Annotated in this window: 17 protein-coding genes; 10 read left to right on the top strand and 7 right to left on the bottom strand. The window is 69.2% G+C overall.

The features are described 5' to 3' along the window. The first annotated feature begins 32 nt into the window (after positions 1-32). From VFZ09_RS32420 to VFZ09_RS32410, 3 genes are read left to right on the top strand one after another with little or no spacing between them, the layout of a single operon-like run. Positions 33-545 (top strand): hypothetical protein, encoded by a 513-nt coding sequence (locus tag VFZ09_RS32420; protein ID WP_329731594.1) that lies wholly within the window; start codon positions 33-35, stop codon positions 543-545. Positions 546-547: 2 nt separating this feature from the next. Beyond that, on the top strand, positions 548-1,711 hold the full coding sequence (locus VFZ09_RS32415; RefSeq protein WP_329731593.1) for a trans-sulfuration enzyme family protein: 1,164 nt from the start codon (positions 548-550) through the stop codon (positions 1,709-1,711). Continuing rightward, positions 1,708-2,892 carry a trans-sulfuration enzyme family protein gene (locus VFZ09_RS32410; RefSeq protein ID WP_329731592.1) on the top strand — a complete coding sequence of 395 codons (1,185 nt, stop codon included), beginning with the start codon at positions 1,708-1,710 and terminating at the stop codon, positions 2,890-2,892. The genes VFZ09_RS32415 and VFZ09_RS32410 overlap by 4 nt, the downstream gene beginning before the upstream one ends. Before the next feature lie 4 nt (positions 2,893-2,896). Here the strand turns inward: VFZ09_RS32410 and VFZ09_RS32405 are convergent, their stop codons facing one another. Next, complete coding sequence (locus VFZ09_RS32405; RefSeq protein ID WP_329731591.1) at positions 2,897-3,412, bottom strand: hypothetical protein; 516 nt, start codon at positions 3,410-3,412, stop codon at positions 2,897-2,899. A gap of 259 nt (positions 3,413-3,671) precedes the next feature. Here VFZ09_RS32405 and VFZ09_RS32400 point away from each other — a divergent pair, with 259 nt between their 5' ends. After that, positions 3,672-6,596, top strand: coding sequence for an ATP-binding protein (locus VFZ09_RS32400; protein ID WP_329731590.1), 2,925 nt, complete (start codon positions 3,672-3,674; stop codon positions 6,594-6,596). Between the two features lie 31 nt (positions 6,597-6,627). On the opposite strand, the gene VFZ09_RS32395 is transcribed toward VFZ09_RS32400, so the two are convergent. After that, positions 6,628-7,389: a TerB family tellurite resistance protein gene (locus tag VFZ09_RS32395; RefSeq protein ID WP_329731589.1), complete on the bottom strand. Its 762-nt coding sequence runs from the start codon at positions 7,387-7,389 to the stop codon at positions 6,628-6,630. Between the two features lie 79 nt (positions 7,390-7,468). On the opposite strand from VFZ09_RS32395, the gene folD reads away from it, so the two are divergent. Together folD and VFZ09_RS32385 are read left to right on the top strand one after the other, a co-directional pair. Beyond that, a complete protein-coding gene (gene folD, locus VFZ09_RS32390; protein WP_329731588.1) occupies positions 7,469-8,314 on the top strand; it encodes a bifunctional methylenetetrahydrofolate dehydrogenase/methenyltetrahydrofolate cyclohydrolase FolD in 846 nt (281 codons plus the stop codon). A gap of 148 nt (positions 8,315-8,462) precedes the next feature. Further along, complete coding sequence (locus VFZ09_RS32385; RefSeq protein WP_329731587.1) at positions 8,463-8,594, top strand: hypothetical protein; 132 nt, start codon at positions 8,463-8,465, stop codon at positions 8,592-8,594. A gap of 17 nt (positions 8,595-8,611) precedes the next feature. Here the strand turns inward: VFZ09_RS32385 and VFZ09_RS32380 are convergent, their stop codons facing one another. The 5 genes from VFZ09_RS32380 to metF all read right to left on the bottom strand — a co-directional run bounded on the left by VFZ09_RS32380 (position 8,612) and on the right by metF (position 13,610). Continuing rightward, entirely contained in the window at positions 8,612-10,831 is a 2,220-nt protein-coding gene (locus VFZ09_RS32380) for a TonB-dependent receptor (RefSeq protein WP_329731586.1), read from the bottom strand. Between the two features lie 67 nt (positions 10,832-10,898). After that, positions 10,899-11,303, bottom strand: coding sequence for a hypothetical protein (locus tag VFZ09_RS32375; protein ID WP_329731585.1), 405 nt, complete (start codon positions 11,301-11,303; stop codon positions 10,899-10,901). A 33-nt stretch (positions 11,304-11,336) separates the two neighbouring features. Then, on the bottom strand, positions 11,337-12,224 hold the full coding sequence (locus VFZ09_RS32370; RefSeq protein ID WP_329731584.1) for an alpha/beta hydrolase: 888 nt from the start codon (positions 12,222-12,224) through the stop codon (positions 11,337-11,339). A gap of 103 nt (positions 12,225-12,327) precedes the next feature. After that, positions 12,328-12,741, bottom strand: a complete 414-nt coding sequence (locus VFZ09_RS32365) for a hypothetical protein (RefSeq protein ID WP_329731583.1) — start codon at positions 12,739-12,741, stop codon at positions 12,328-12,330. Next, entirely contained in the window at positions 12,738-13,610 is an 873-nt protein-coding gene (gene metF, locus VFZ09_RS32360) for a methylenetetrahydrofolate reductase [NAD(P)H] (RefSeq protein WP_329731582.1), read from the bottom strand. The genes VFZ09_RS32365 and metF overlap by 4 nt, the downstream gene beginning before the upstream one ends. Before the next feature lie 108 nt (positions 13,611-13,718). On the opposite strand from metF, the gene gcvT reads away from it, so the two are divergent. The 4 genes from gcvT to VFZ09_RS32340 all read left to right on the top strand — a co-directional run. Further along, entirely contained in the window at positions 13,719-14,804 is a 1,086-nt protein-coding gene (gene gcvT, locus VFZ09_RS32355) for a glycine cleavage system aminomethyltransferase GcvT (RefSeq protein ID WP_329731581.1), read from the top strand. A 43-nt stretch (positions 14,805-14,847) separates the two neighbouring features. Continuing rightward, positions 14,848-15,237, top strand: a complete 390-nt coding sequence (gene gcvH / locus VFZ09_RS32350; protein ID WP_329731580.1) for a glycine cleavage system protein GcvH — start codon at positions 14,848-14,850, stop codon at positions 15,235-15,237. Between the two features lie 83 nt (positions 15,238-15,320). Further along, positions 15,321-18,218 carry an aminomethyl-transferring glycine dehydrogenase gene (gene gcvP / locus VFZ09_RS32345; RefSeq protein ID WP_329731579.1) on the top strand — a complete coding sequence of 966 codons (2,898 nt, stop codon included), beginning with the start codon at positions 15,321-15,323 and terminating at the stop codon, positions 18,216-18,218. Positions 18,219-18,561: 343 nt separating this feature from the next. Next, positions 18,562-19,818 (top strand): FG-GAP repeat domain-containing protein (locus VFZ09_RS32340; RefSeq protein ID WP_329731578.1); only part of this gene is annotated, 1,257 nt, incomplete at its 3' end.

Raw genomic sequence — 19,818 nt, 5'->3', positions numbered from 1 at the left:
TAGGCCACTTCCCCAGGCGAAAGGTGGAGGAGATGCGGCGGTCGTCTCCTCATCCACCCAACTTATCCGGTCTCTTCCTCCACCCAACCTACCCTGTGGTCTCGACTATGTTGAAAAACTTGTCGGACAGTCCACTAGGGCTGGAGCTCGAGCTGGAGGACGTTGCCGTGGAGCCGCTCGTCCCACCCGAGCACCTGCGGGAGGAGGATCCGGAGACCTTCCTGCGCACGCTGGGCTCGCTGGACGCGGACGTGAGCGCCCAGGTGTCCCGCTACCGCGCGGCGGGCAGGAGCCTGCGCTACCTCGCCCAGATACTTCCCAACGCGCCCGGAGGTCCCCGCGTGAAGGTGGGCCCGGTGGCGGTGGACGCAGCGCACCCGGCCACCGGGTTGAAGGGCGCGGAGGCGATGGTGTCCTTCTTCACCGAGCGCTACCGCGAGTTCCCCCTCATCGTCCGCGGAGCCGGCGCGGGCGGTGATGTCACCGCCGCCGGTGTGTTGGCCGACATCCTGCGCCTCGCCCAGAACGTGCGGGGAAGGAGATGAACATGAAGCTCGAAAGCCTGCTGGCACAGATTGGATCCGTTTCCGACTCCGTGACGGGCGCGGTCAGTTTTCCCGTTCATCACGCCACCGCCTTCCGGCATCCGCGCCTGGGGCAGAGCACGGGGTTCGACTACGCGCGCACGAAGAGCCCCACGCGGGCCGTCCTGGAGGAGGCCATCGCCCGGCTCGAGTCGGGTGACGCCGGCTTCGCGTGCAGCTCGGGCATGGCGGCGCTCCAGCTCGTCTTCTCCCTGTTCGGCCAGGGGGCGCACCTGCTCGTGTCGCTGGACTTGTATGGCGGTACGTACCGGCTGCTGGAGAAGGTGCTCTCCCGGTACGGCATCTCCGCGACCTACGTGGACACCCATGACCTGGACGCGCTCGAGTCCGCGTTCCGGCCCGGTGTGACGAAGGCGGTGCTGCTGGAGACGCCCACCAACCCGCTGATGAAGATCACCGACATCGAGCGCGTGTGCCGCTGGGCCCGGGCCCGCGAGTTGATCTCCATCGTGGACAACACGCTGATGACGCCGTTCTTCCAGCGGCCCATCGAGCTGGGCGCGGACATCGTCGTGCACAGTGCCTCCAAGTACCTGGGCGGACACAACGACGTGCTGGCGGGCCTGGTGGTGACGCGGGTCAAGGCGCTGTCCGAGCAGGTGGCGTTCCTGCACAACTCCATGGGCGCCGTGCTGGGGCCGCAGGACAGCTGGCTGCTCATGCGCGGGATGAAGACGCTGGCGCTGCGCATGGAGCGCCATCAGGCGAACGCGCTGCGCATCGCCCACTGGCTGGCGGCGCATCCGCTCGTCGAGCAGGTCTACCACCCGGGCCTGGAGAGCCACCCGGGCCATGCCTTGCAGAAGCGGCAGGCCTCGGGGAACACGGGCATCTTCTCCTTCAAGCTGAAGGACGCGCGTCTCGTGGAGCCCGTGCTGCGTCACGTCCAGCTCATCGCCTTCGCGGAGAGCCTCGGCGGGGTGGAGTCCCTGATGACGTACCCCACGGTGCAGACGCATGCGGATATCCCGGAGGAGATGCGCCGCCGGGTGGGCGTGGACGAGCGGCTGCTCCGGTACTCGGTGGGCATCGAGCACGTGGACGATCTCATCGCCGATCTGTGGCAGGCCTTCGAGGCCGCCCGGAAGGAGGTTCAAGCGTCATGATTCATCCCAAGGAGCGTCCCTGTACCACCGGCACCGGCCGGAGGCTGGCCACGCGGGTCGTCCGCACCGTCTCGGGGACGGACGCGCGCACCGGTGCCTCCAGCGTTCCCATCTACCAGGCGTCCACCTTCCACCACGCCTCGCTCGAGAATCCCCCGGAGCATGACTACACGCGCTCGGGGAACCCGACGCGCCAGGCGCTCGAGGACACCATCGCCCAGCTCGAGGGGGGTGCGCGGGGCTTCGCCTTCTCCTCGGGGATGGCGGCGATCTCCACCGCCTTCATGCTGCTGTCCAACGGGGACCACGTCATCTGCTCCGAGGACGTGTATGGCGGCACGTACCGGCTGCTGACGACGATCCTCGGACGGATGGGCATCGAGACGACCTTCGTCGACGCGACGGACCTGGACAGGCTCGAGGCCGCGCGCAGGCCGAACACGCGGGCGGTGTTCCTGGAGACGCCATCCAACCCGACGCTGAAGATCACCGGCATCGCCGCGGTGGCGGAGTGGGCCCGGAAGCACGGCCTGCTGACGATGCTGGACAACACCTTCATGACGCCGTGCCTCCAGCGCCCCATCGAGCTGGGCATCGACATCGTGGTGCACAGCGCGACCAAGTTCCTCGGGGGCCACAGCGACGTGCTGGCCGGGCTCGCGGTGGTGTCCAACGAGCGGCTGGGCCACAAGCTCAAGCACCTGCAGAACGGCCTGGGCAGCGTGCTGGGCGTGCAGGACTCCTGGCTGCTGATGCGCGGGATGAAGACGCTCCTGGCCCGCATGGAGTGCGCCGAGCGCAGCGCACGACAGCTGGCGGACTGGCTGACGCGGCAGCCCTCGGTGACGCGGGTGTACTACCCCGGACTGCCGGAGCATCCCGGGCGCGCCATCCACGAGCGTCAGTCCCAGGGATACGGGGCCATCGTGTCCTTCGATGTCGGCTCGGGAGCGCGCGCACGGAAGGTGCTCGAGCACGTCACCCTTCCCCTGGTGGCGGTCAGCCTGGGCGCGGTGGAGAGCATCCTGTCGTACCCGGCCCTGATGTCGCACGCGGCCATGCCCCGGGAGATCCGACTGCAGCGAGGCATCGGCGATGGACTGCTGCGCTACTCCGTCGGCCTGGAGGCGCTCGAGGACATCCTCGGGGACCTCGAGCAGGCGCTCCACGCGGCGCGCTGACGCTTCAGCCCCCCGCGCGGCCGAGGAGGAACGCGGCCAGGAAGCCGAGCACGGTGATGAGGCCGGTGAGGTTGTGACTTCCCTCGACGGCCTCCGGAATCATCGTGTCGGCGATCATGGCGAGGATGGCACCCGCCGCCACGGCCATGGTGCCCGCGATGATTCCCGGAGCGACGTCGCGGAAGACGACATAGCCCAGCAGGGACGCCAGCGCGGAGACGAGCGCGATGCCGCCCCAGACGCCGAAGACGTACCCCTTCGAGCGGCCCGACTTCTTCATGCCGGAGGCGGAGGAGAGGCCCTCGGGCACGTTGGAGAGGAAGACGGCGGCCACCGCCACGAGGCTCACGGATCCACTGCCCGACAGGAGGCTCACGCCGATGACGATGGACTCGGGGATGCCATCGAGCAGGGCCCCCACGGCGATGGCCAGGCCACTGCTCGAGTCCTCCGTCGCGCCCAGCAGCAGGGCACTGCCCGCGAGTCCTCCCCACAGGCCGGCCTGAATCCACTGTGGCATCGTTCTTCTCGCTTCGTGCTCGAGACTGGAGTGGAGCGCTTGGACCTACAAGTGGCACCCCTCCCGGGTGTTCGACGGAGAGCGTGTGATGTTCGTGCTCAAACGGCCCGGCCCCCTGGTGACGGCGGTATTCCTCATCTACCCTGCGGGCAAGGCGCTGCCTCGGGTGCTCCGGCCTCCGAGGCGCCACGGGGGAGGGCAGAGGGGGGACTAGGGGGCGGAAGCGCCCGGTTTCTTCAAGGAACAGGGGGAGTCGTTCATGCTGACCCGCTACGCCCGGCAAGGCCCGCTCGCAGGAGACGGGAGCATCCAGTGGGAGGCGGATGCGCGCACCCTGCGCTGCCTGTCGGTGAACGAGCAGGCCCGGAACCTCGGCTTCCCTCGCGAGCAGTGGTTGGGGGAGGAGCGCTTCCTCTCCGGCACGGTGTTCGCGCCCGACCGGGAGCTCTTCCTCGCCGGATGCCGGGCCGCCGCCCGGGGCGCGCGGATCCAGGAGCGCTGCCGTGCCCGCTCGGCGGATGGCCGCACCCGCTGGATGGCGCTCTCGTTGGAGCAGGAGCGCCTGGGACGCACCCGGTTCCTCCGGGGGCGGATGGTGGAGCCCCCGCCGGAGGGCTCGGTCATCCAGGGCGTGTCCCCCCTCATCGTGGCCCACTTCGACCGCGAGCTGCGCCACCTCTATGTGAACCGCGGGGTGGAGGAAGTCACCGGGCTGCCCGCCGCCTCCTTCATCGGAAGGACGAACGCGGAGCTCGGCATGCCCCCGCGGCTCGTCCGGCATTGGCGTGAAGAGATGGAGCTGGCCTTCCAGCGCGAGGAAGGCCGGTGGTTCGAGTTCGAGTTCCCTCCCCAGGAAGAGTCCGGGCCCCAGGGATCCACGCTCTTCCGGGCCCACCTGGAGCCCGTCTTCGACTCGCGGGGCCATGTCCTGTCGGTGCGGTGCGAGACGTACCGGCTCCGCTCCGCCTGCCGCTCGCGTCCGTTCGCGCGAGCCTCCCGGCCGGAGGGGGCCCTCGAGACGGACCGGCTTCGCGAGCTGGAGCAGCGCCTCCAGCAAGCGGAGCGGCGCGCCGACGCACTCTCCCTCGAGCTGCGGCGCCAGAAGGACGAGCTCCAGACCCTGCTGGAGCTCCTTCCCGTGGGCGTCGGCATCGCGAGGGAGCCCCTGTGCCAGCACGTCCAGCAGAATGCCTGGTTCGCGCGCCTGCTGGAGGTCCCCCTGGAGACCAACGTGTCGCTCAGCGCGCCCGAGTCCGAGCGCATCCAGGGCGTGCGCGTCCTGCGGGAGGGCCGGGAGCTGCGGCCCGAGGAGATGCCCCTGCAGCGGGCGGCCGCCACCGGCGAGAAGGTGTCCTGCATGGAGCTCGAGCTCGAGGTGCGGGGACGGCGGCACACCTCGCTGCTCGCGTCCGCGGCCCCGCTCCTCGATGAAGCACACCAGCCCCGCGGCGCCATCGCCAGCTTCCTCGACATCACCTCGCGCACGCGCGCCATGCAGGCCCAGCGCTTCCTGGCGGACAGCAGCGCGGCCCTGGCCTCCTCGTTGGAGCCGGAGCAGACGTTCCAGATGCTCGTCCGGCTGTGCGTTCCCGGGCTCGCCAGCATGGCCGTCCTCCTCGGCTCCCGGGAGGAGGGCTCCCTCGGCGTGCTGTCCATGGCGCACGCGGAGCCCGCGCTCGAGCCGCTGCTCGCCCGGGCCTTCCAGCACTTCCACGCCTCCCAGACGCATCCCCTCCATGACGTCATCCGCACGGGACTGCCCCGGAGCATCCCTGAGACGGAAGAGCCGGGCTTCTGGGAAGGCAACGAGGGTCCGGAGTGGTGGCACGTGCGCCAGCGGCTCGCCCTGCGCTCCGTCATGCTCGTCCCCATCTCCTCGCACCAGCGTGTCACCAACGTGCTGGTGCTCGGCTCGCCGGATCGCGTCTACACCCAGGACGACTGCACCTTCGCCCGGGAGTTCGCCGCCCATGCGGCCACCGCCCTCGACAACGCGCGGCTCTACCACGAGGCCCGCCAGGCCGTGGCCCTGCGCGACGAGTTCCTCGGCATCGCCGGGCACGAGCTGCGCACGCCCCTCACCGCGTTGAAGCTCGGGCTGCAGAACCTCTCCCGCCAGGCCGAGGCCCTGGGCCAGCGCGAGCGCCTGTCGAAGTGGATCACCAACTGCCAGCGGCAGGGCGAGCGGTTGGGGCGGCTGGTGAATGATCTCCTGGACGTGGGACGGCTCACCTCCGGGCGCCTGGCCCTGGTGTGCCAGGAGATGGACCTCCCGGCCCTGGTGAAGGAGGTGGTGGGGCGCCTGCGGCCCGAGCTGGAGCAGGCGGGCTGTCGCGTGTCGCTGGCGCTGGAGTCCCCCCTATCGGGGTACTGGGATCGCTCGCGGTTGGAGCAGGTGCTGACCAACCTGCTGTCCAACGCGGCGAAGTATGGCAAGGGCCGGCCCATCGAGCTCCGCGCCTGGGCCCTGCCGGGGGACTGGGTGTGCGTGAGCGTGCGGGACGAGGGCATCGGCATCACCCCCGAGGACCAGGCCCGCATCTTCGGGCGCTTCGAGCGGGCCGTCTCCGAGCGCCACTATGGCGGCCTGGGGCTCGGGCTGTGGATCAGCCAGCAGCTCGTGGCCCGGTTGGGCGGCCACATCCGCGTGCGAAGCGAGCCGGGCAAGGGCGCGACCTTCACGGTGGAGCTGCCGCGCCGGGTGGAGGAGGAGGGGGTGGACGCCCGGAGCCAGACCCCCGCGTGGCCCGGACAGCAGAAGGCCGCGGCCGCCGAGGCGCTGGCGCTCATGGAGGGGGAGTCCCTGTGCCGCACCATCCTCGCCGCGCTCTGGGAGGGCATCGTCGTGCAGGACAACGAGGGCAACATCATCACCGCCAATGCGAGCGCCGAGCACATCCTCGGCCTGTCCGTGGACCAGCTGTCGGGCCGCACCTCGATGGATCCCCGGTGGCGGGCCATCCACGAGGATGGCTCGGACTTCCCCGGCGAGGAGCACCCGGCGATGGTGGCGCTGCGCACGGGCAGGCCGGTGCGGAACGTGATCATGGGCATCCACCGGCCCGATGGCTCCCTGATCTGGCTGCTCGTCAATGCCCAGCCCGTGCAGCGCGACGGAGAGCCGGCGCCCTACATGGTGGTGGCCTCCTTCTTCGACATGACCGGGCGGGGGAAGCAGGCCTGAGCGTCGAAGGGGGCAACGGCGCCCACGTGGCTCACTTCCCGCGCAGCCGGAGGATCTCCTCGTAGGACTCGCGGATCTCCTGGAAGCGGCGGGAGGCCTGCTCGACGGCGCCCTTGCCGAGGTGGGCGACGCGATCCGGATGGTGGGTGGCGGCGAGCTGGCGGAAGGCGCGCTTCACGTCCGCGTCACTGGCCTCGGGGGTGAGGCCGAGCCGGGCGTAGTGCACCTGTCCATCTCCGAAGTGGCGCGCGGTGACGGAGCGGAACTCCTCCTCGGACAGTCCGAGCCCCTGGGACACCCGGCGCAGCGTGTCCTGCTCGGCGCGCTGGAGGTGGCCATCCACGAGCGCGAGGCCATAGAGGGCGTCCAGCAACAGCAGGCGCTCGGAGGAGGGGAGCTCGTCCCGGCACGCGGCGGTGGCGTGCTCGAGGGACGGAGGGCGGGCGAGGTGCTCCTTGAGGTAGCGGCGGACGAGCCCGAGCGCCTCGGGGCCATACTTGAGCCGCTGCTCGAAGTACTCGCGCACCACGCGCACCTCGTCGCGCACCACGTCTCCATCGGCGCGGGCCACCTCGATGAAGAGGGCGCACAGGTGGCGGGCGAAGTGGTCCTGGGCGGCGAGCTCCTGGGGCGAGCGGGTGTCGACGGGCTTGCCGCTCTTCTCCGGCTCCGCCTTGCCGGAGGGCAGGAGGTTCAGCTCGTCCACCTGGTGGCCGACCAGGAGCCCGGCGAGCACGAGCAGGACGATGGGCAGGGGTCCGCCGATCAACAGACCCAGGGCCAGTCCAAGCATCGCTCCGAGAACTTTTCCAGGTGCCACGGTCTCTACACTCCCTTGCCGGGGGGGAGTTTCGCATAGAGTCCGCCGCGCTATGGCCCAGTTGATCGACGGAAAAGCGGTGGCGGCGCGGGTGAGGGCGGAGGTGAAGGCGGAGGTGGAGAAGCTCAAGGCCGAGCGCGGCCTGGTGCCGGGACTGACGGTGGTCCGGGTGGGAGAGGATCCCGCCTCGAAGATCTACGTCACCGGCAAGAAGAAGGCGGCGGAGGAGGTGGGCTTCAACTCCTGGGAGCTGCACCCGGACGACAAGATCACCCAGGACGAGCTGCTGTCGCTGGTGGACAAGCTGAACAAGGATCCCGCGGTGCACGGCGTGCTGGTGCAGTTGCCGCTGCCCAAGCACATCGACGCGGAGCGGATCATCTCGGCGGTGAGGCCGGAGAAGGACGTGGACGGCTTCCACCCGATGAACGCGGGCATGCTGTCGGTGGGCAAGCCGGCGCCGCGGCCGTGCACGCCGTTCGGCATCATGCGGCTGCTGGAGGAGATCGGGTACGACCCGGCCGGCAAGCGGGCGGTGGTGGTGGGGCGCAGCAACATCGTGGGCAAGCCCATGGCGCTGATGCTGCTGGCGGCGGACGCCACGGTGACGGTGTGCCACCGCAAGAGCAACCTGGAGGCCGAGGTGGCCAACGCGGACATCCTGGTGGCCGCGGTGGGCGTGCCGGAGCTGATCAAGGGCGAGTGGATCAAGCCCGGAGCGGTGGTGATCGACGTGGGCATGAACCGGATGCCGGACGGCAAGCTCAAGGGGGACGTGGAGTTCGAGAAGGCGAAGGAGCGGGCCTCGTTCATCACGCCGGTGCCGGGGGGCGTGGGGCCCATGACCATCGCCATGTTGATGCGCAACACGCTCGAGGCGGCGAAGGCCACGCTGTAGTGTCTGGGGAGGCTGCTCGCTCGCCCGGTGGGGTAGCGAAGAGGCTTCTCCCGGGTGGCGCGCTAGGATGGGGCCATGCGTATCGCCAACCTGGGCTGCCTCACCCTGATGCTGGCTCCCTTCGCGTTCGGCTTCTCGCGCCGAGCTCGTGGACGAATGGCCGGACGACCAGGACCGGGCCGCGAACCTCGTGAACTGGCTGCAGGCCCGCCTGGGGCGCGACGAGTCCACACTCGTGGCCCCGCCCGCCCCCGCGCCGAAGAAGAAGGCCCGGTACTAGCGCCGGATCTTCCCTGCTCAGAAGAAGAAGCTCACACTCGCCTGGGCGTTGAAGGGCGCGCCCGGGGTGAAGTGGAGATCCTCGCACCCCTCGAACGCGTCCGCGTCGCCCGAGGGCCGGGTTCCCGCGGGGCAGCTCTCCGGGCCTGTCTCGGAGGGCAGCCGCGAGACGTTGGCGAACTGGGCCTCGCGCCAGGCCGTATCGAGCAGGTTCTGCACGCTCAGGTTCACCTCGTAGAAGGAGCCCCGGTAGCCCAGTGTGGCGTCCACGCGGGTGAAGCCCTCGGCGGTGAGGAAGCGGTCCTCGGTGGCCGGGCGGTCGCCCAGGTGCAGCACGCCGAGCCGTCCGTAGAGCCCCCCCGGGTGCCGCGCGGACACGCCTCCCGAGAGGATGAGCGTGGGCGCCAGCGCCACCGCGTCCCCGTTGCCGGCGTTGCGCACGTAGTTGGCGCGCGTGACGGTGATGTCCGCGTCCGCGAAGAGCCACGGGAGCACCTTGAGCCGCGCCTCGGCCTCCACGCCCTCGCGCCGGGTGGCGCCGCGGGCCTCGGTGGTGCCCTCGTCGCCCACCCAGACGAGCTCGCTGTCCAGGTCGAGCCGGAACACCGAGCCCGCCACGTCCAGCCGCTCGAAGAGCCGCGTGCGCGCGCCCAGCTCGTACCCTCGCGCCCGGGTCAGCGGTGTCACCGGCTCGGGCTGGCGCACCACGCCGCGCGCGTCGTTGGAGTGAAAGCCGTGGCCGTAGTTGAGGTACACGTCGGTATTGGGGAGCGGGGAGAGGACGAGGCTCGCCTTGGGGGAGACACGGGCGGCCTGCTCCACCCCGGAGCTCTTCGTGCCGGGCGTGGCCAGGTCCTCGAGACGGTCCTCCACGTCGAAGCCGAAGGAGTCCGCGCGCAGGCCGAGCACCGCGCGCAGCCAGGGGGTGAAGGTGATGTCCTCCTGGGCGTACAGCCCGAGGCTGCCCTCGCGGATGCTGGCGTCCACCACGCGCTCCAGCCGCTCGCGGTCCTTGTCGTAGCTCAGCCCGTTCTCGATGGTGTCGCTGCGCAGTTGCGTGCCGAGCGTGGTGTCGAAGCCGATGCCGGCCCACTGGCGCCGGAAGCGGTACGAGGCGTGGAAGCCGAGCATCGTGCGCCGGTCGTCCTGCTCGATCATGTCCCCGTTCACCGGGTCGCGGCTGAAGAAGGTGAAGTCGGAGTAGAGGTTGAGCCGGTACTGCACGGCGTACGCCATGACGTTCACCTCGCCGTCACGGGTGAGGGTGCGCCAGGTGGCCTGGGCGCTGTGCCGCTGCGAGTTGCCGCCCTCGGCGCCATTCAGCGTGGCGAAGCGGTCCAGCCTGCCGGCGTTCACCTCGCGCAGGGGAATCTGGCCGCTCGCGTTCCAGCCGCTTCCGTAGGAGGTGAGTGACAGCGCCACCGTGGAAGTGGGGGACACGTGGCGCGTCACCTGGCTGAAGAGGCTGTAGCGCTGCAGCTTCTCGGGATTGAGGAAGGGGCCATGGGTGCCATACACCTGCCCGGCCACCACGGGGCTCCAGCCCTCCACCTCGGGGGCGGCGATGAACAGCCCGCGCCAGGTGTCGAACGAGCCGCCGCCCACGGTGAGCTGGCTCGACTCGAAGTCACGGCGGGTCACCAGGTTCACCGCGCCCGCGGTGGCGAAGTCCCCGTCCTGCGCGAAGGAGGGGCCCTTGCGCACCTCCACGCGCTCGATGAGCTCGGGGATGACCCAGTTGAGGTCCGCGTAGCCCTGGCCGTGCCCATGGCTCACCATGTTGACGGGGATGCCGTCCACGGAGAGGGCCACGTCCGTGCCGTGGTCCGCATCGAAGCCGCGCAGGAAGTACTGGTTGGCCTTGCCGCCGCCCGCGTGCTGCACGACGTAGAAGCCGGGCACCCCCTGGAGGATGTCCGCCGGGCGTGGGTGGGGGCGCAGCAGGAAGTCCCGGTCCCGCACCGTGGTGGACGAGGCCGCCGTGAAGGGCCGCCGCGCCGTCACCGTCGTCCGCATGCGCGAGGACTCCTCGGGTGGCCGGGGCGAGAGGCCCTCCGGCTCGGGCTCGGCGGGCGGGGGGCTCGGAGGCGGGGGAAGCAAGGGCGCTTCCGGTGGGGTGGGCTCGGCCGGGGTGGCGAGCACGGGAGCGTCGGGGGGAGCCGGCTCCTGGGCGGAAGCGGGAACAGCGGACACAAATGCGGCGATCACGGCCACGGGGGCCGCGCGAGAAGACGGCATGGGGGAACGACCTCGATGCGAGCAGGGGGGACGAAGAAGACGGACCGGCGTGGAACGTCGGTGTCTCCTACGGGGCCTGGGGCATCGCGGTCGGGCGGAGCGGCTCACCCGGCTGGGCGCGCTCCTGTCCCAGGTGCCGGGCGCCGATGTCGACCCAGAACACCCGGAACGGGGGCAGGGCGAGCGAGGGCAGCGCCACCGCCTGGAGGTGCTCGACACTGCCGGTCCCGTGCGTGTGACCGGCGGACTTGGGGGGGTGCTCCCCGTGCTTGCCCGCGGGGCCGTGCGAGTGCGGTGTGCGCTCGTCGTGCGGGGCAGGGGAGGAGACGTGGACCCGGGCGGTGGGCGCGGAGGAGGAGAACGCTCCCCCATGCCCGTAGACGGCGTGGAGCACCGGCGCGAACGCGAGGCCGTACACGGCTACCCACAGGCCGAGCCAGCCGAGATCGCGGCGGTCCTCCCTCGTCAACACAACCGGGAACTCCTCCTCCTCATCGGGGCGGGGCTACGAGCGGACGAAGTCGCGCACGAGCTGGCTGACCTCGCGCGGCTTCTCCAGGGCGATCCAGTGCGTCCCATCCGGGATGCGGTGGATGGTCAGGTTGGGCACGAGCTCCTTCAGGCCGCGCTGGCCGTCCGGCAGCAGGTAGGTGTCCTGCTCGCCGTGGATGAGGAGGACGGGCGTCTGCACCACGTACTGCTCCGGCTTGAGCCCCTCCAGGAGGTTGCTGCCGCCCGGGTGGCCCTCGCCGTCCGGGGGCCCCATCTTCGCCGCCCGGTAGTAGTTGAGCATGCAGGTGATGGTGCCCGGCTGCCGCCAGGCGGCGATCCACTCGGAGGTGTCCTCCTCCGACAGGATGGCGCCGTGGGCCCGGGCGTCATTGAAGACGGCCTGCTTGGGCCAGGCGAAGTCGTCGCCCATGATCTGCGGCTCGGCCTGCGGCGAGCGGAAGACGAGCATGTACTGGGCCGCCAGCTGCTGGCGGGGGTTCTCGCGCAGCTCGCGATCGAACAGGGCGGGGTGCGTGATGTTGAGCGTGACGAACCGGTGCACCAGGTCCGGGTGGCGCAGCAGGAAGCTCCAGCCCAGCAGCGCGCCCCAGTCCTGGCAGACGATGGAGATCTTCTTCAGCCCCAGGTGCTGGATCAGCCCTCGAATGTCCTCCACGAGGTGCTTGATATGGTAGGCCTCGACCTCCTTGGGCTTGGAGCTGAGGTTGTAGCCGCGCATGTCCAGGGCGACCACGAAGTGATCCTTGCCCAGCTCGTTGAGCTGCTTCTTCCAGACCCCCCAGTACTCGGGGAACCCATGGATGAAGAGGATCGGCTCTCCCGCACCGTACGTCACATAGTGCAGGGTGACTCCATTGATGTCCGCGTAGTGGTGCTGCAAGGAACGGCTCCCGGTGAGCAGTACGGTTGCGCGCGCAGAATAGGTCCGGCGGCCCGGGAGTGAAAGCCCGCCGTGAAGGGATTGCCGGGAACTCTCGTGGACTTCAAGTGAAGCGCTGGCGCACCTCGGGCATGCTGAGGACCCACATTGCCCACAGGGCGAAGGGGAAGCCCAGGAAGCAGACGGGGGTGAGCGGGGTGATGGCGGCGATCGCGCCCACGATCACCAGCGCCCACCTGCGCAGGTTGAAGGCGCTCCACGCACCCACGATGCTCAGCGAGCCGGCCACGATGGACCCGAGCATCTTGAGCGGAGCCTCCCACTCGGTCTGCCCCCGCAGGGCGGTGGCGAAATCCGCCGGCACCGGCAGCCAGCCCTTCAGCACGGCCCCCATGGCCAGGGCGTAGGCGATGGTGATGATGCCCACGTTCATCAACATGAACGCGGGCGGGCGCAGCTTCCGAAGCGCCAGCCACCGCGGATCGCTCCGCGGGACGTTCAATCCAGGTCCACTCATGTCCGGGCCCTCAGGGCGCTCACGATCATCCGCGTCGCCGGTGACTTGTTGAGCGTGTAGAAGTGGATGCCGGGCACGCCGCGCGACAGCAACTCCATGCACTGCACCGTGGCGTGCGCTACCCCCAGCTGCACCAGCGCCTCGGGCTGATCCTTCACCCGCTCGAGCTGCAGCCCCAGGCGCATGGGCACGGTGGCCCCGCACATGCGGGTGAAGCGCTGCACCTGCTCGTAGTTGGTGATGGGCATGATTCCCGGGACGATGGGGACGTTGATGCCCATACGGCGCGCCCGCTCCACGAAGTCGAAGTAGAAGGCGTTGTCGAAGAAGAGCTGGGTGATGACGAAGTCCAGGCCCGCGTCCACCTTCTCCTTGAGATGACGCAGGTCGTCGTCGCGCGAGGCCGTCTCCACGTGGCCCTCCGGATAGCACGCCCCGCCCAGGCAGAAGTTGAAATCCTCCTCCCGGATGAAGCGCACCAACTCGGAGGCATGACGGAAACCCCCGGGCGCGGGCTCGAAGGCCGTCTGGCCCTGGGGCGGATCTCCCCGGAGCACCAGCACGTTCTCCAGCTTCGCGTCCTTCAGCCGCTGCAGCACCTCGCGCAGCTCGCCGGGCGTGTGGCCCACGCAGGTGATGTGGGCCATGGCCTCGATGCCCGTCTCGCGCTTGATGCGGGTGACGAGCTCCACCGTCCTGTCGCGGGTGCTGCCGCCCGCGCCGTAGGTGACGGACACGAAGCCCGGCTCCAGGGGCGCCAGGTCCTCCAGCGTCCTCAACAGGTTGGCCGTGCCCTCGTCCGTCTTCGGCGGAAAGAACTCGAAGGAGAAGCAGGGGTTGGACGGATTCAAACGATTACGAATCTTCATGACGCGAGCAGTCTAGAACGCTTCAGGGGGGTCCCCGAGAGCCTTGATTGAGGGAGGTGCGCGGTTATAGTCCGCGCCGTTTTTTCACCCCCCTCAGGAGAGAAGAACATGTCCCGGCGTACGCCCCTCAACGAGGCCCATCGCAGGCTGGGCGGCAGGATGGTGGATTTCGCCGGTTGGGACATGCCGGTGCAATACACCTCCGTCATCGCCGAGCACGAGGCCGTTCGCAATGCCGTCGGTCTCTTCGACGTCTCGCACATGGGCGAGATCGAGTTCACCGGCCCCGGCGCCCTCGAGACGGCCAACAGGCTCATCACCAACGATCTCTCCAAGTGCGCGGACGGGCAGGCCGTCTACGCCGGGCTGCTCAATGAGCAGGGTGGCTTCGTGGATGACGTGGTGGCCTACCGCTTCTCGGCCGAGCGGATCCTCATCGTCGTCAACGCGTCCAACAAGGACAAGGACTTCGCCTGGATGCAGGCGCACGCCCAGGGCGTGAAGCCGGTGGACCGCAGCGACGACTTCGCGCAGATCGCCGTGCAGGGCCCCAAGGCCGTGGCGCTGGTGCAGCGGATGACCCCGGCGGACCTCTCCAAGGTGGGCACCTACCGCTTCACCGAGGGCCCGGTGGCCGGCGTGCAGTGCCTCATCTCGCGCACGGGCTACACCGGCGAGGACGGCTTCGAGCTGTACTGCGCGCCCGGCGACGCGGAGAAGCTGTGGGAGGCGCTCCTCGAGGAGGGCCAGCAGGACGGCGTGAAGCCCTGCGGCCTCGGCGCCCGCGACAGCCTGCGCACGGAGATGAAGTACGCGCTCTACGGCAACGACATCGACGACACCCACACGGCCCTGGAGGCCGGACTGGGGTGGATCTGCAAGCTGGACAAGGCGGGCGGCTTCATCGGCCGCGACGTGCTGGCGAAGCAGAAGGCCGAGGGCGTGAAGCGCAAGCTGGTGGGCTTCGAGCTGACCGGCGCCGGCATCCCCCGCCACGGCTACCCCATCCTCAAGGACGGGCAGCGGGTGGGCGAGGTGACCAGCGGCACCCTGGGCCCCTCGGTGAAGAAGCCCATCGGCATCGGCTACGTGCCCGCCGAGCTGGCGGCCGAGGGCTCGACGTTCGACGTGGAGGTCCGCGGCCGTCCGGTGTCCGCCGTCGTGGTGAAGACCCCCTTCTGGAAGAAGTCCTGACGCAGTCCCCAGCCCTGAGCAGCCCTACCCGAGGAGCACGGACATGGCCGGCAACATTCCGCAGAACCTGAAGTACACGAAGGAGCATGAGTGGGCCCGCATCGAGGGCAACCGCGTGGTGGTGGGCGTCACGTCCCACGCCCAGGAGGCGCTCGGTGACGTGGTGTTCGTGGATCTGCCCAAGGTGGGCGCCACCGTCACCGCCGGCAAGCAGTTCGGCGCCATCGAGTCCACCAAGGCCGTGTCGGAGCTCTACTCCCCGCTCTCCGGCAAGGTGGTGAAGGTGAACGACGCCCTCACCAACGACCCCCAGGCGATCAACAACGACCCCTACGGGGCGGGGTGGATCATCGAGCTCGAGCCCTCGGACAGCAAGGAGCTGGCCGGCCTCATGGACGCCTCCGCGTACGGGGACCTGCTCAAGAATTCCTGAAGTCCCCCGGGTCTGAATGAACGCAAGAGGCCTGGGTGTTACCTGGGTCTTTTCGTCACACCCGCACTGCGAGTGCTCGAACTATGTCCTTGAACTGGAAATACCAGGAATCGTTCTCTGACCGGCACATCGGCCCGGATGAGAAGGAGCTGCACGGGATGCTGAAGGCCGTGGGCGTGGGCTCGCTGGACGAGCTCATCGACCAGACGGTGCCCGCTGCCATCCGCTCGAAGGAGCCGCTGAAGATGGCGGTGGCCCACTCGGAGCACGACGCGCTCGCGGTGCTGGAAGCCATCGCGTCGAAGAACCAGCTGCTCCGGTCCTTCATCGGGATGGGCTACTACGACACCCAGACCCCGCACGTCATCCTCCGCAACATCCTGCAGAACCCGGGCTGGTACACCCAGTACACGCCCTACCAGGCGGAGATCGCCCAGGGCCGCCTGGAGGCGCTGCTCAACTTCCAGACGATGGTGATGGACCTCACCGGGATGGAAGTGGCCAACGCCTCGCTGCTCGACGAGGGCACCGCGGCCGCCGAGGCCATGGCCCTGGCGCTGCACACCAAGGGTGACGACAACGGGGGCGCCTTCTTCGTCTCCGAGACCTGCCACCCGCAGACGCTCGAAGTGGTGCGCACCCGCGCCCAGCCGCTGGGCGTGGAGGTGGTGGTGGGGGACCACCGCACGGTGGACCTGGGCGCCAAGAAGTACTTCGGCGCGCTGGTGCAGTACCCGGCCACCGACGGCGTGGTGCACGACTACCGCGCCTTCGGCGAGAAGGTGCACGCGGCCAACGGCCTGTTCATCGTGGCCACGGATCTGCTGGCGCTGACGATGCTGACGCCGCCGGGCGAGTTCGGCGCGGACGTGGCGGTGGGCAGCGCCCAGCGCTTCGGCGTGCCCATGGGGTACGGCGGTCCGCACGCGGCCTTCTTCGCCACGAAGAACGCGTACACGCGCGTCATGCCGGGCCGCATCATCGGCGTGTCCGAGGACGCCCAGGGCCGGCGCGCGCTGCGCATGGCGCTGCAGACGCGTGAGCAGCACATCCGCCGCGAGAAGGCCACGAGCAACATCTGCACCGCGCAGGTGCTGCTGGCCATCATGGCCAGCATGTACGCGGTGTACCACGGGCCCCGGGGCCTGAAGGCCATCGCCGAGCGCGTGCACGGCCTGACGGTGCTGCTGGCGCGCGGCCTGCGCAAGCTGGGCTACGGCGCCAACTACGAGAACGTCTTCGACACCCTCCGGGTGGAGACGGCGCCGCCGCACATCCGCGGAATGCTCTCGGCCGCCGAGGCCAAGGGGATGAACTTCCGCCGCATCGACGAGCGGGCCATCGGCCTGAGCCTCGACGAGGCCACCCGTCCGTCCGACGTGGAGGCCATCCTCTCCGTGTTCGCCGGGGGCAAGCCCCTGGGCTTCACGCTCGAGGAGCTGGGCAAGGACGTGCAGAGCACCATCCCCGAGGGCCTGCGCCGCACCAGCCCGTACCTCACGCACCAGGTCTTCAACAGCTACCACTCCGAGACGGAGATGCTGCGGTACATCCGCCGCCTCGAGTCGCGTGACTTGTCGCTCACGCACTCGATGATTCCGCTCGGCTCGTGCACCATGAAGCTCAACGCCACGGCGGAGATGATTCCGGTGACGTGGCCGCAGTTCGGCAAGCTGCACCCGTTCGCGCCGAGCTCGCAGGCGGCGGGCTACAAGGTGCTCTTCGAGCAGCTGGAGCAGATGCTGGCGAGCATCACCGGGTTCGCGGGCGTGTCGCTGCAGCCCAACGCGGGCAGCCAGGGCGAGTACGCGGGCCTGCTGGTCATCCGCGCGTACCACCAGAACCGGGGCCAGGGGCACCGCAACGTGTGCCTGATTCCGTCCTCGGCGCACGGCACCAACCCGGCCACCGCGGTGATGGCGGGCTACCAGGTGGTGGTCGTCAAGTGCGACGAGAGCGGCAACATCGACCTGGGCGATCTGCGCGCCAAGGCGGATGAGCACAAGGAGAAGCTGGCCGCCCTGATGGTCACCTACCCGTCCACGCACGGCGTGTTCGAGGAGGAGATCAAGGACATCTGCGCCATCGTGCACGAGCGCGGCGGGCAGGTGTACATGGACGGCGCGAACCTGAACGCGCAGGTGGGGCTGACGTCGCCGGCGAACATTGGCGCGGACGTGTGCCACATCAACCTGCACAAGACGTTCTGCATCCCGCACGGCGGTGGCGGCCCGGGCATGGGTCCCATCTGCGTGGCGAGCCACCTGGTGAAGTTCCTGCCGCGGCACTCGGTCATCGCGACCGGCGGCAGCGACGGCATCGGGGCGGTGTCCGCGGCGCCGTGGGGCAGCGCGAGCATCCTGGTCATCTCGTGGATGTACATCGCGATGATGGGCGCCGAGGGCCTGACGAAGGCGACGAAGCTGGCCATCCTCAACGCCAACTACATCGCCGAGCGGCTGCAGGAGCACTACCCGGTGCTCTACCGCGGCAAGCGGGGCCGGGTGGCGCACGAGTGCATCGTGGACCTGCGGCACCTGAAGAAGACGGCGGGTGTCGAGGTGGAGGACGTGGCCAAGCGGTTGATGGACTACGGCTTCCACGCGCCGACGGTGTCGTTCCCGGTGGCGGGCACTCTGATGATCGAGCCGACGGAGAGCGAGTCCAAGGCGGAGATCGATCGGCTGTGCGACGCGCTGATCGCCATCCGTGGGGAGATCCGCGAGGTGGAGGAGGGCAAGGCGCCGAGGGACAACAACGTCCTGAAGAACGCGCCGCACACGGCGCGGGTGATGACGGCGCCAGAGTGGAACCGTCCGTACTCGCGCGAGCAGGCGGCCTTCCCGGCGCCGTGGGTGGCCGATCACAAGTTCTGGCCGTCGGTGGGACGGCTGAACAACGTGCTGGGCGATCGCAAGCTGGTGTGCTCGTGCCCGCCGATCGAGGACTACATGTCCCCGGAGCCGTCCAAGGCGGCGTAGGCTTCGCCCGTGTCACCCAGACAAAGGCCTCGGGTTCTCCGGAACCTGGGGCTTTTTGTTTTCCGGCGAGTCTCGTCTTCTTGTTGTCTGAGAATCATTGAGTCGGCAGATGTCTGCCTTTCTGCGTCCCTGTCGGGTCTGGCACTCCTTCGCAGCATGTTTGTCTATCCAGAATGGATAATTCTGACGGACATGAATCCGAACAGTGTGCTATTCCGCATGTGTCGGTATTCACGGTTCTTCCGGTTTCCGCTTCGGGATCCAGCCGGGGCCGCACCGTCAAAGTCGTCTGGATGGTGGTGTGATTCAGGCCAGACCCGAAGGCAGAAGGAGAGAGGCAGACATGAAGCTCAAGCGCGGCACGCAGGGGTTCGCGCGGTGGAGGGGTGAGGGACGTGGGCGGTTCTTCGTGGCGCTGGTAGCGCTGGCCACGGGGAGCGCGTGCAACACCACGGACTCGCAGCAGCAGCCCACCGTTCGCGGCACGGGCAATCTGGCGGAGCGGTGCGAGGTGAAGCCGCCGTTCACGGCCAACTTCCAGCCCGAGCTGCAGTGGGCCTGGACGGGCAGCCCGGTGCTCCCCACGCACAAGCAGGTGATGATGCAGCCGGTGGTGGTGGACGTGAACCGGGATGGCACTCCGGACATCGTCTTCAGCACCTTCGACGGCGACTTCTACAACACCGCCTACCGGAACGGTTACGACGGCAACGCCAACGGCGTGCTGCGCGCCGTCAGTGGCAGCACCGGGGCGGAGCTGTGGACGGTCGAGAACCCGGCCTATCGCGTGAAGCCGGCCGCGAGCCTCGCCGCGGGTGACATCGACGGCGACGGCGCCGTGGAGATCTGCGGCATCCCCGAGAGTGGCCGCGGCATCATCTGCTTCGAGAACGACGGCACCTTCAAGTTCCGCTCGTCCCCGGACGCGAACGATTACAACGAGTGGGGCGGCCCCTCGCTGGCGGACCTGGATGGGGACGGCGCCGTGGAGATCCTCGACGGCAACCGCGTCTACAGCAACACGGGCGTCCTGAAGTGGGTGGGCTCGGACGGCATGGGCGGCGCGCTGTTCACCGGCCCGGTGTCCTTCGCGGTGGATCTCGACCAGGACGGCAAGCAGGAGGTGGTCAACGGCCGCTCCGTGTACCGGCACGATGGCACGCTCAAGTGTGCCAACACGGAGATTCCGCACGGCTTCGCCGCCGTGGGCAACTTCGATGGGGACGCGGCCGGGGAGATCGTCGTGGTGGGCAAGAGCCTGGAGGCGACGCACGGCCGGGTGAGCCTGCTGGACGACAACTGCGCGCTGCTGTGGACGCGCGAGGTGCACCTGACGGGAACGGACCTGCCGCTGCACGACAAGGCGGGCCACGGTGGCGCGCCCAACATTGGCGACTTCGATGGGGACGGGCAGCTGGAGATCGGCCTGGCGGGAGACTGGAACTACACGGTGTACGGGGCGGACGGGACGGTGAAGTGGACGTTCCCCATCCAGGAGTACAGCTCGGGAAAGACGACGTCGACGACGTTCGACTTCGAGGATGACGGGCGGCTGGAGGTCATCTACGCGGACGAGCTGAAGCTGCGGATTTTCGACGGA

It is taken from the genome of Archangium sp. (assembly GCF_036277355.1).
In the GTDB taxonomy this organism is placed as follows: Bacteria; Myxococcota; Myxococcia; order Myxococcales; family Myxococcaceae; genus Archangium.
This window is presented reverse-complemented; position numbering and strand designations above follow the sequence as displayed.

Excerpts from the sequence above, each read along its gene's own strand:
- VFZ09_RS32420 (WP_329731594.1), top strand. The coding sequence starts at position 33 with ATGCGGCGGTCGTCTCCTCATCCACCCAACTTATCCGGTCTCTTCCTC.
- VFZ09_RS32410 (WP_329731592.1), top strand. The coding sequence starts at position 1,708 with ATGATTCATCCCAAGGAGCGTCCCTGTACCACCGGCACCGGCCGGAGG.
- folD (WP_329731588.1), top strand. The coding sequence starts at position 7,469 with ATGGCCCAGTTGATCGACGGAAAAGCGGTGGCGGCGCGGGTGAGGGCG.
- VFZ09_RS32365 (WP_329731583.1), bottom strand. The coding sequence starts at position 12,741 with ATGAGTGGACCTGGATTGAACGTCCCGCGGAGCGATCCGCGGTGGCTG.
- VFZ09_RS32415 (WP_329731593.1), top strand. The coding sequence starts at position 548 with ATGAAGCTCGAAAGCCTGCTGGCACAGATTGGATCCGTTTCCGACTCC.
- gcvH (WP_329731580.1), top strand. The coding sequence starts at position 14,848 with ATGGCCGGCAACATTCCGCAGAACCTGAAGTACACGAAGGAGCATGAG.
- VFZ09_RS32400 (WP_329731590.1), top strand. The coding sequence starts at position 3,672 with ATGCTGACCCGCTACGCCCGGCAAGGCCCGCTCGCAGGAGACGGGAGC.
- gcvP (WP_329731579.1), top strand. The coding sequence starts at position 15,321 with ATGTCCTTGAACTGGAAATACCAGGAATCGTTCTCTGACCGGCACATC.
- VFZ09_RS32395 (WP_329731589.1), bottom strand. The coding sequence starts at position 7,389 with ATGCTTGGACTGGCCCTGGGTCTGTTGATCGGCGGACCCCTGCCCATC.
- VFZ09_RS32380 (WP_329731586.1), bottom strand. The coding sequence starts at position 10,831 with ATGCCGTCTTCTCGCGCGGCCCCCGTGGCCGTGATCGCCGCATTTGTG.
- VFZ09_RS32405 (WP_329731591.1), bottom strand. The coding sequence starts at position 3,412 with ATGCCACAGTGGATTCAGGCCGGCCTGTGGGGAGGACTCGCGGGCAGT.
- gcvT (WP_329731581.1), top strand. The coding sequence starts at position 13,719 with ATGTCCCGGCGTACGCCCCTCAACGAGGCCCATCGCAGGCTGGGCGGC.
- metF (WP_329731582.1), bottom strand. The coding sequence starts at position 13,610 with ATGAAGATTCGTAATCGTTTGAATCCGTCCAACCCCTGCTTCTCCTTC.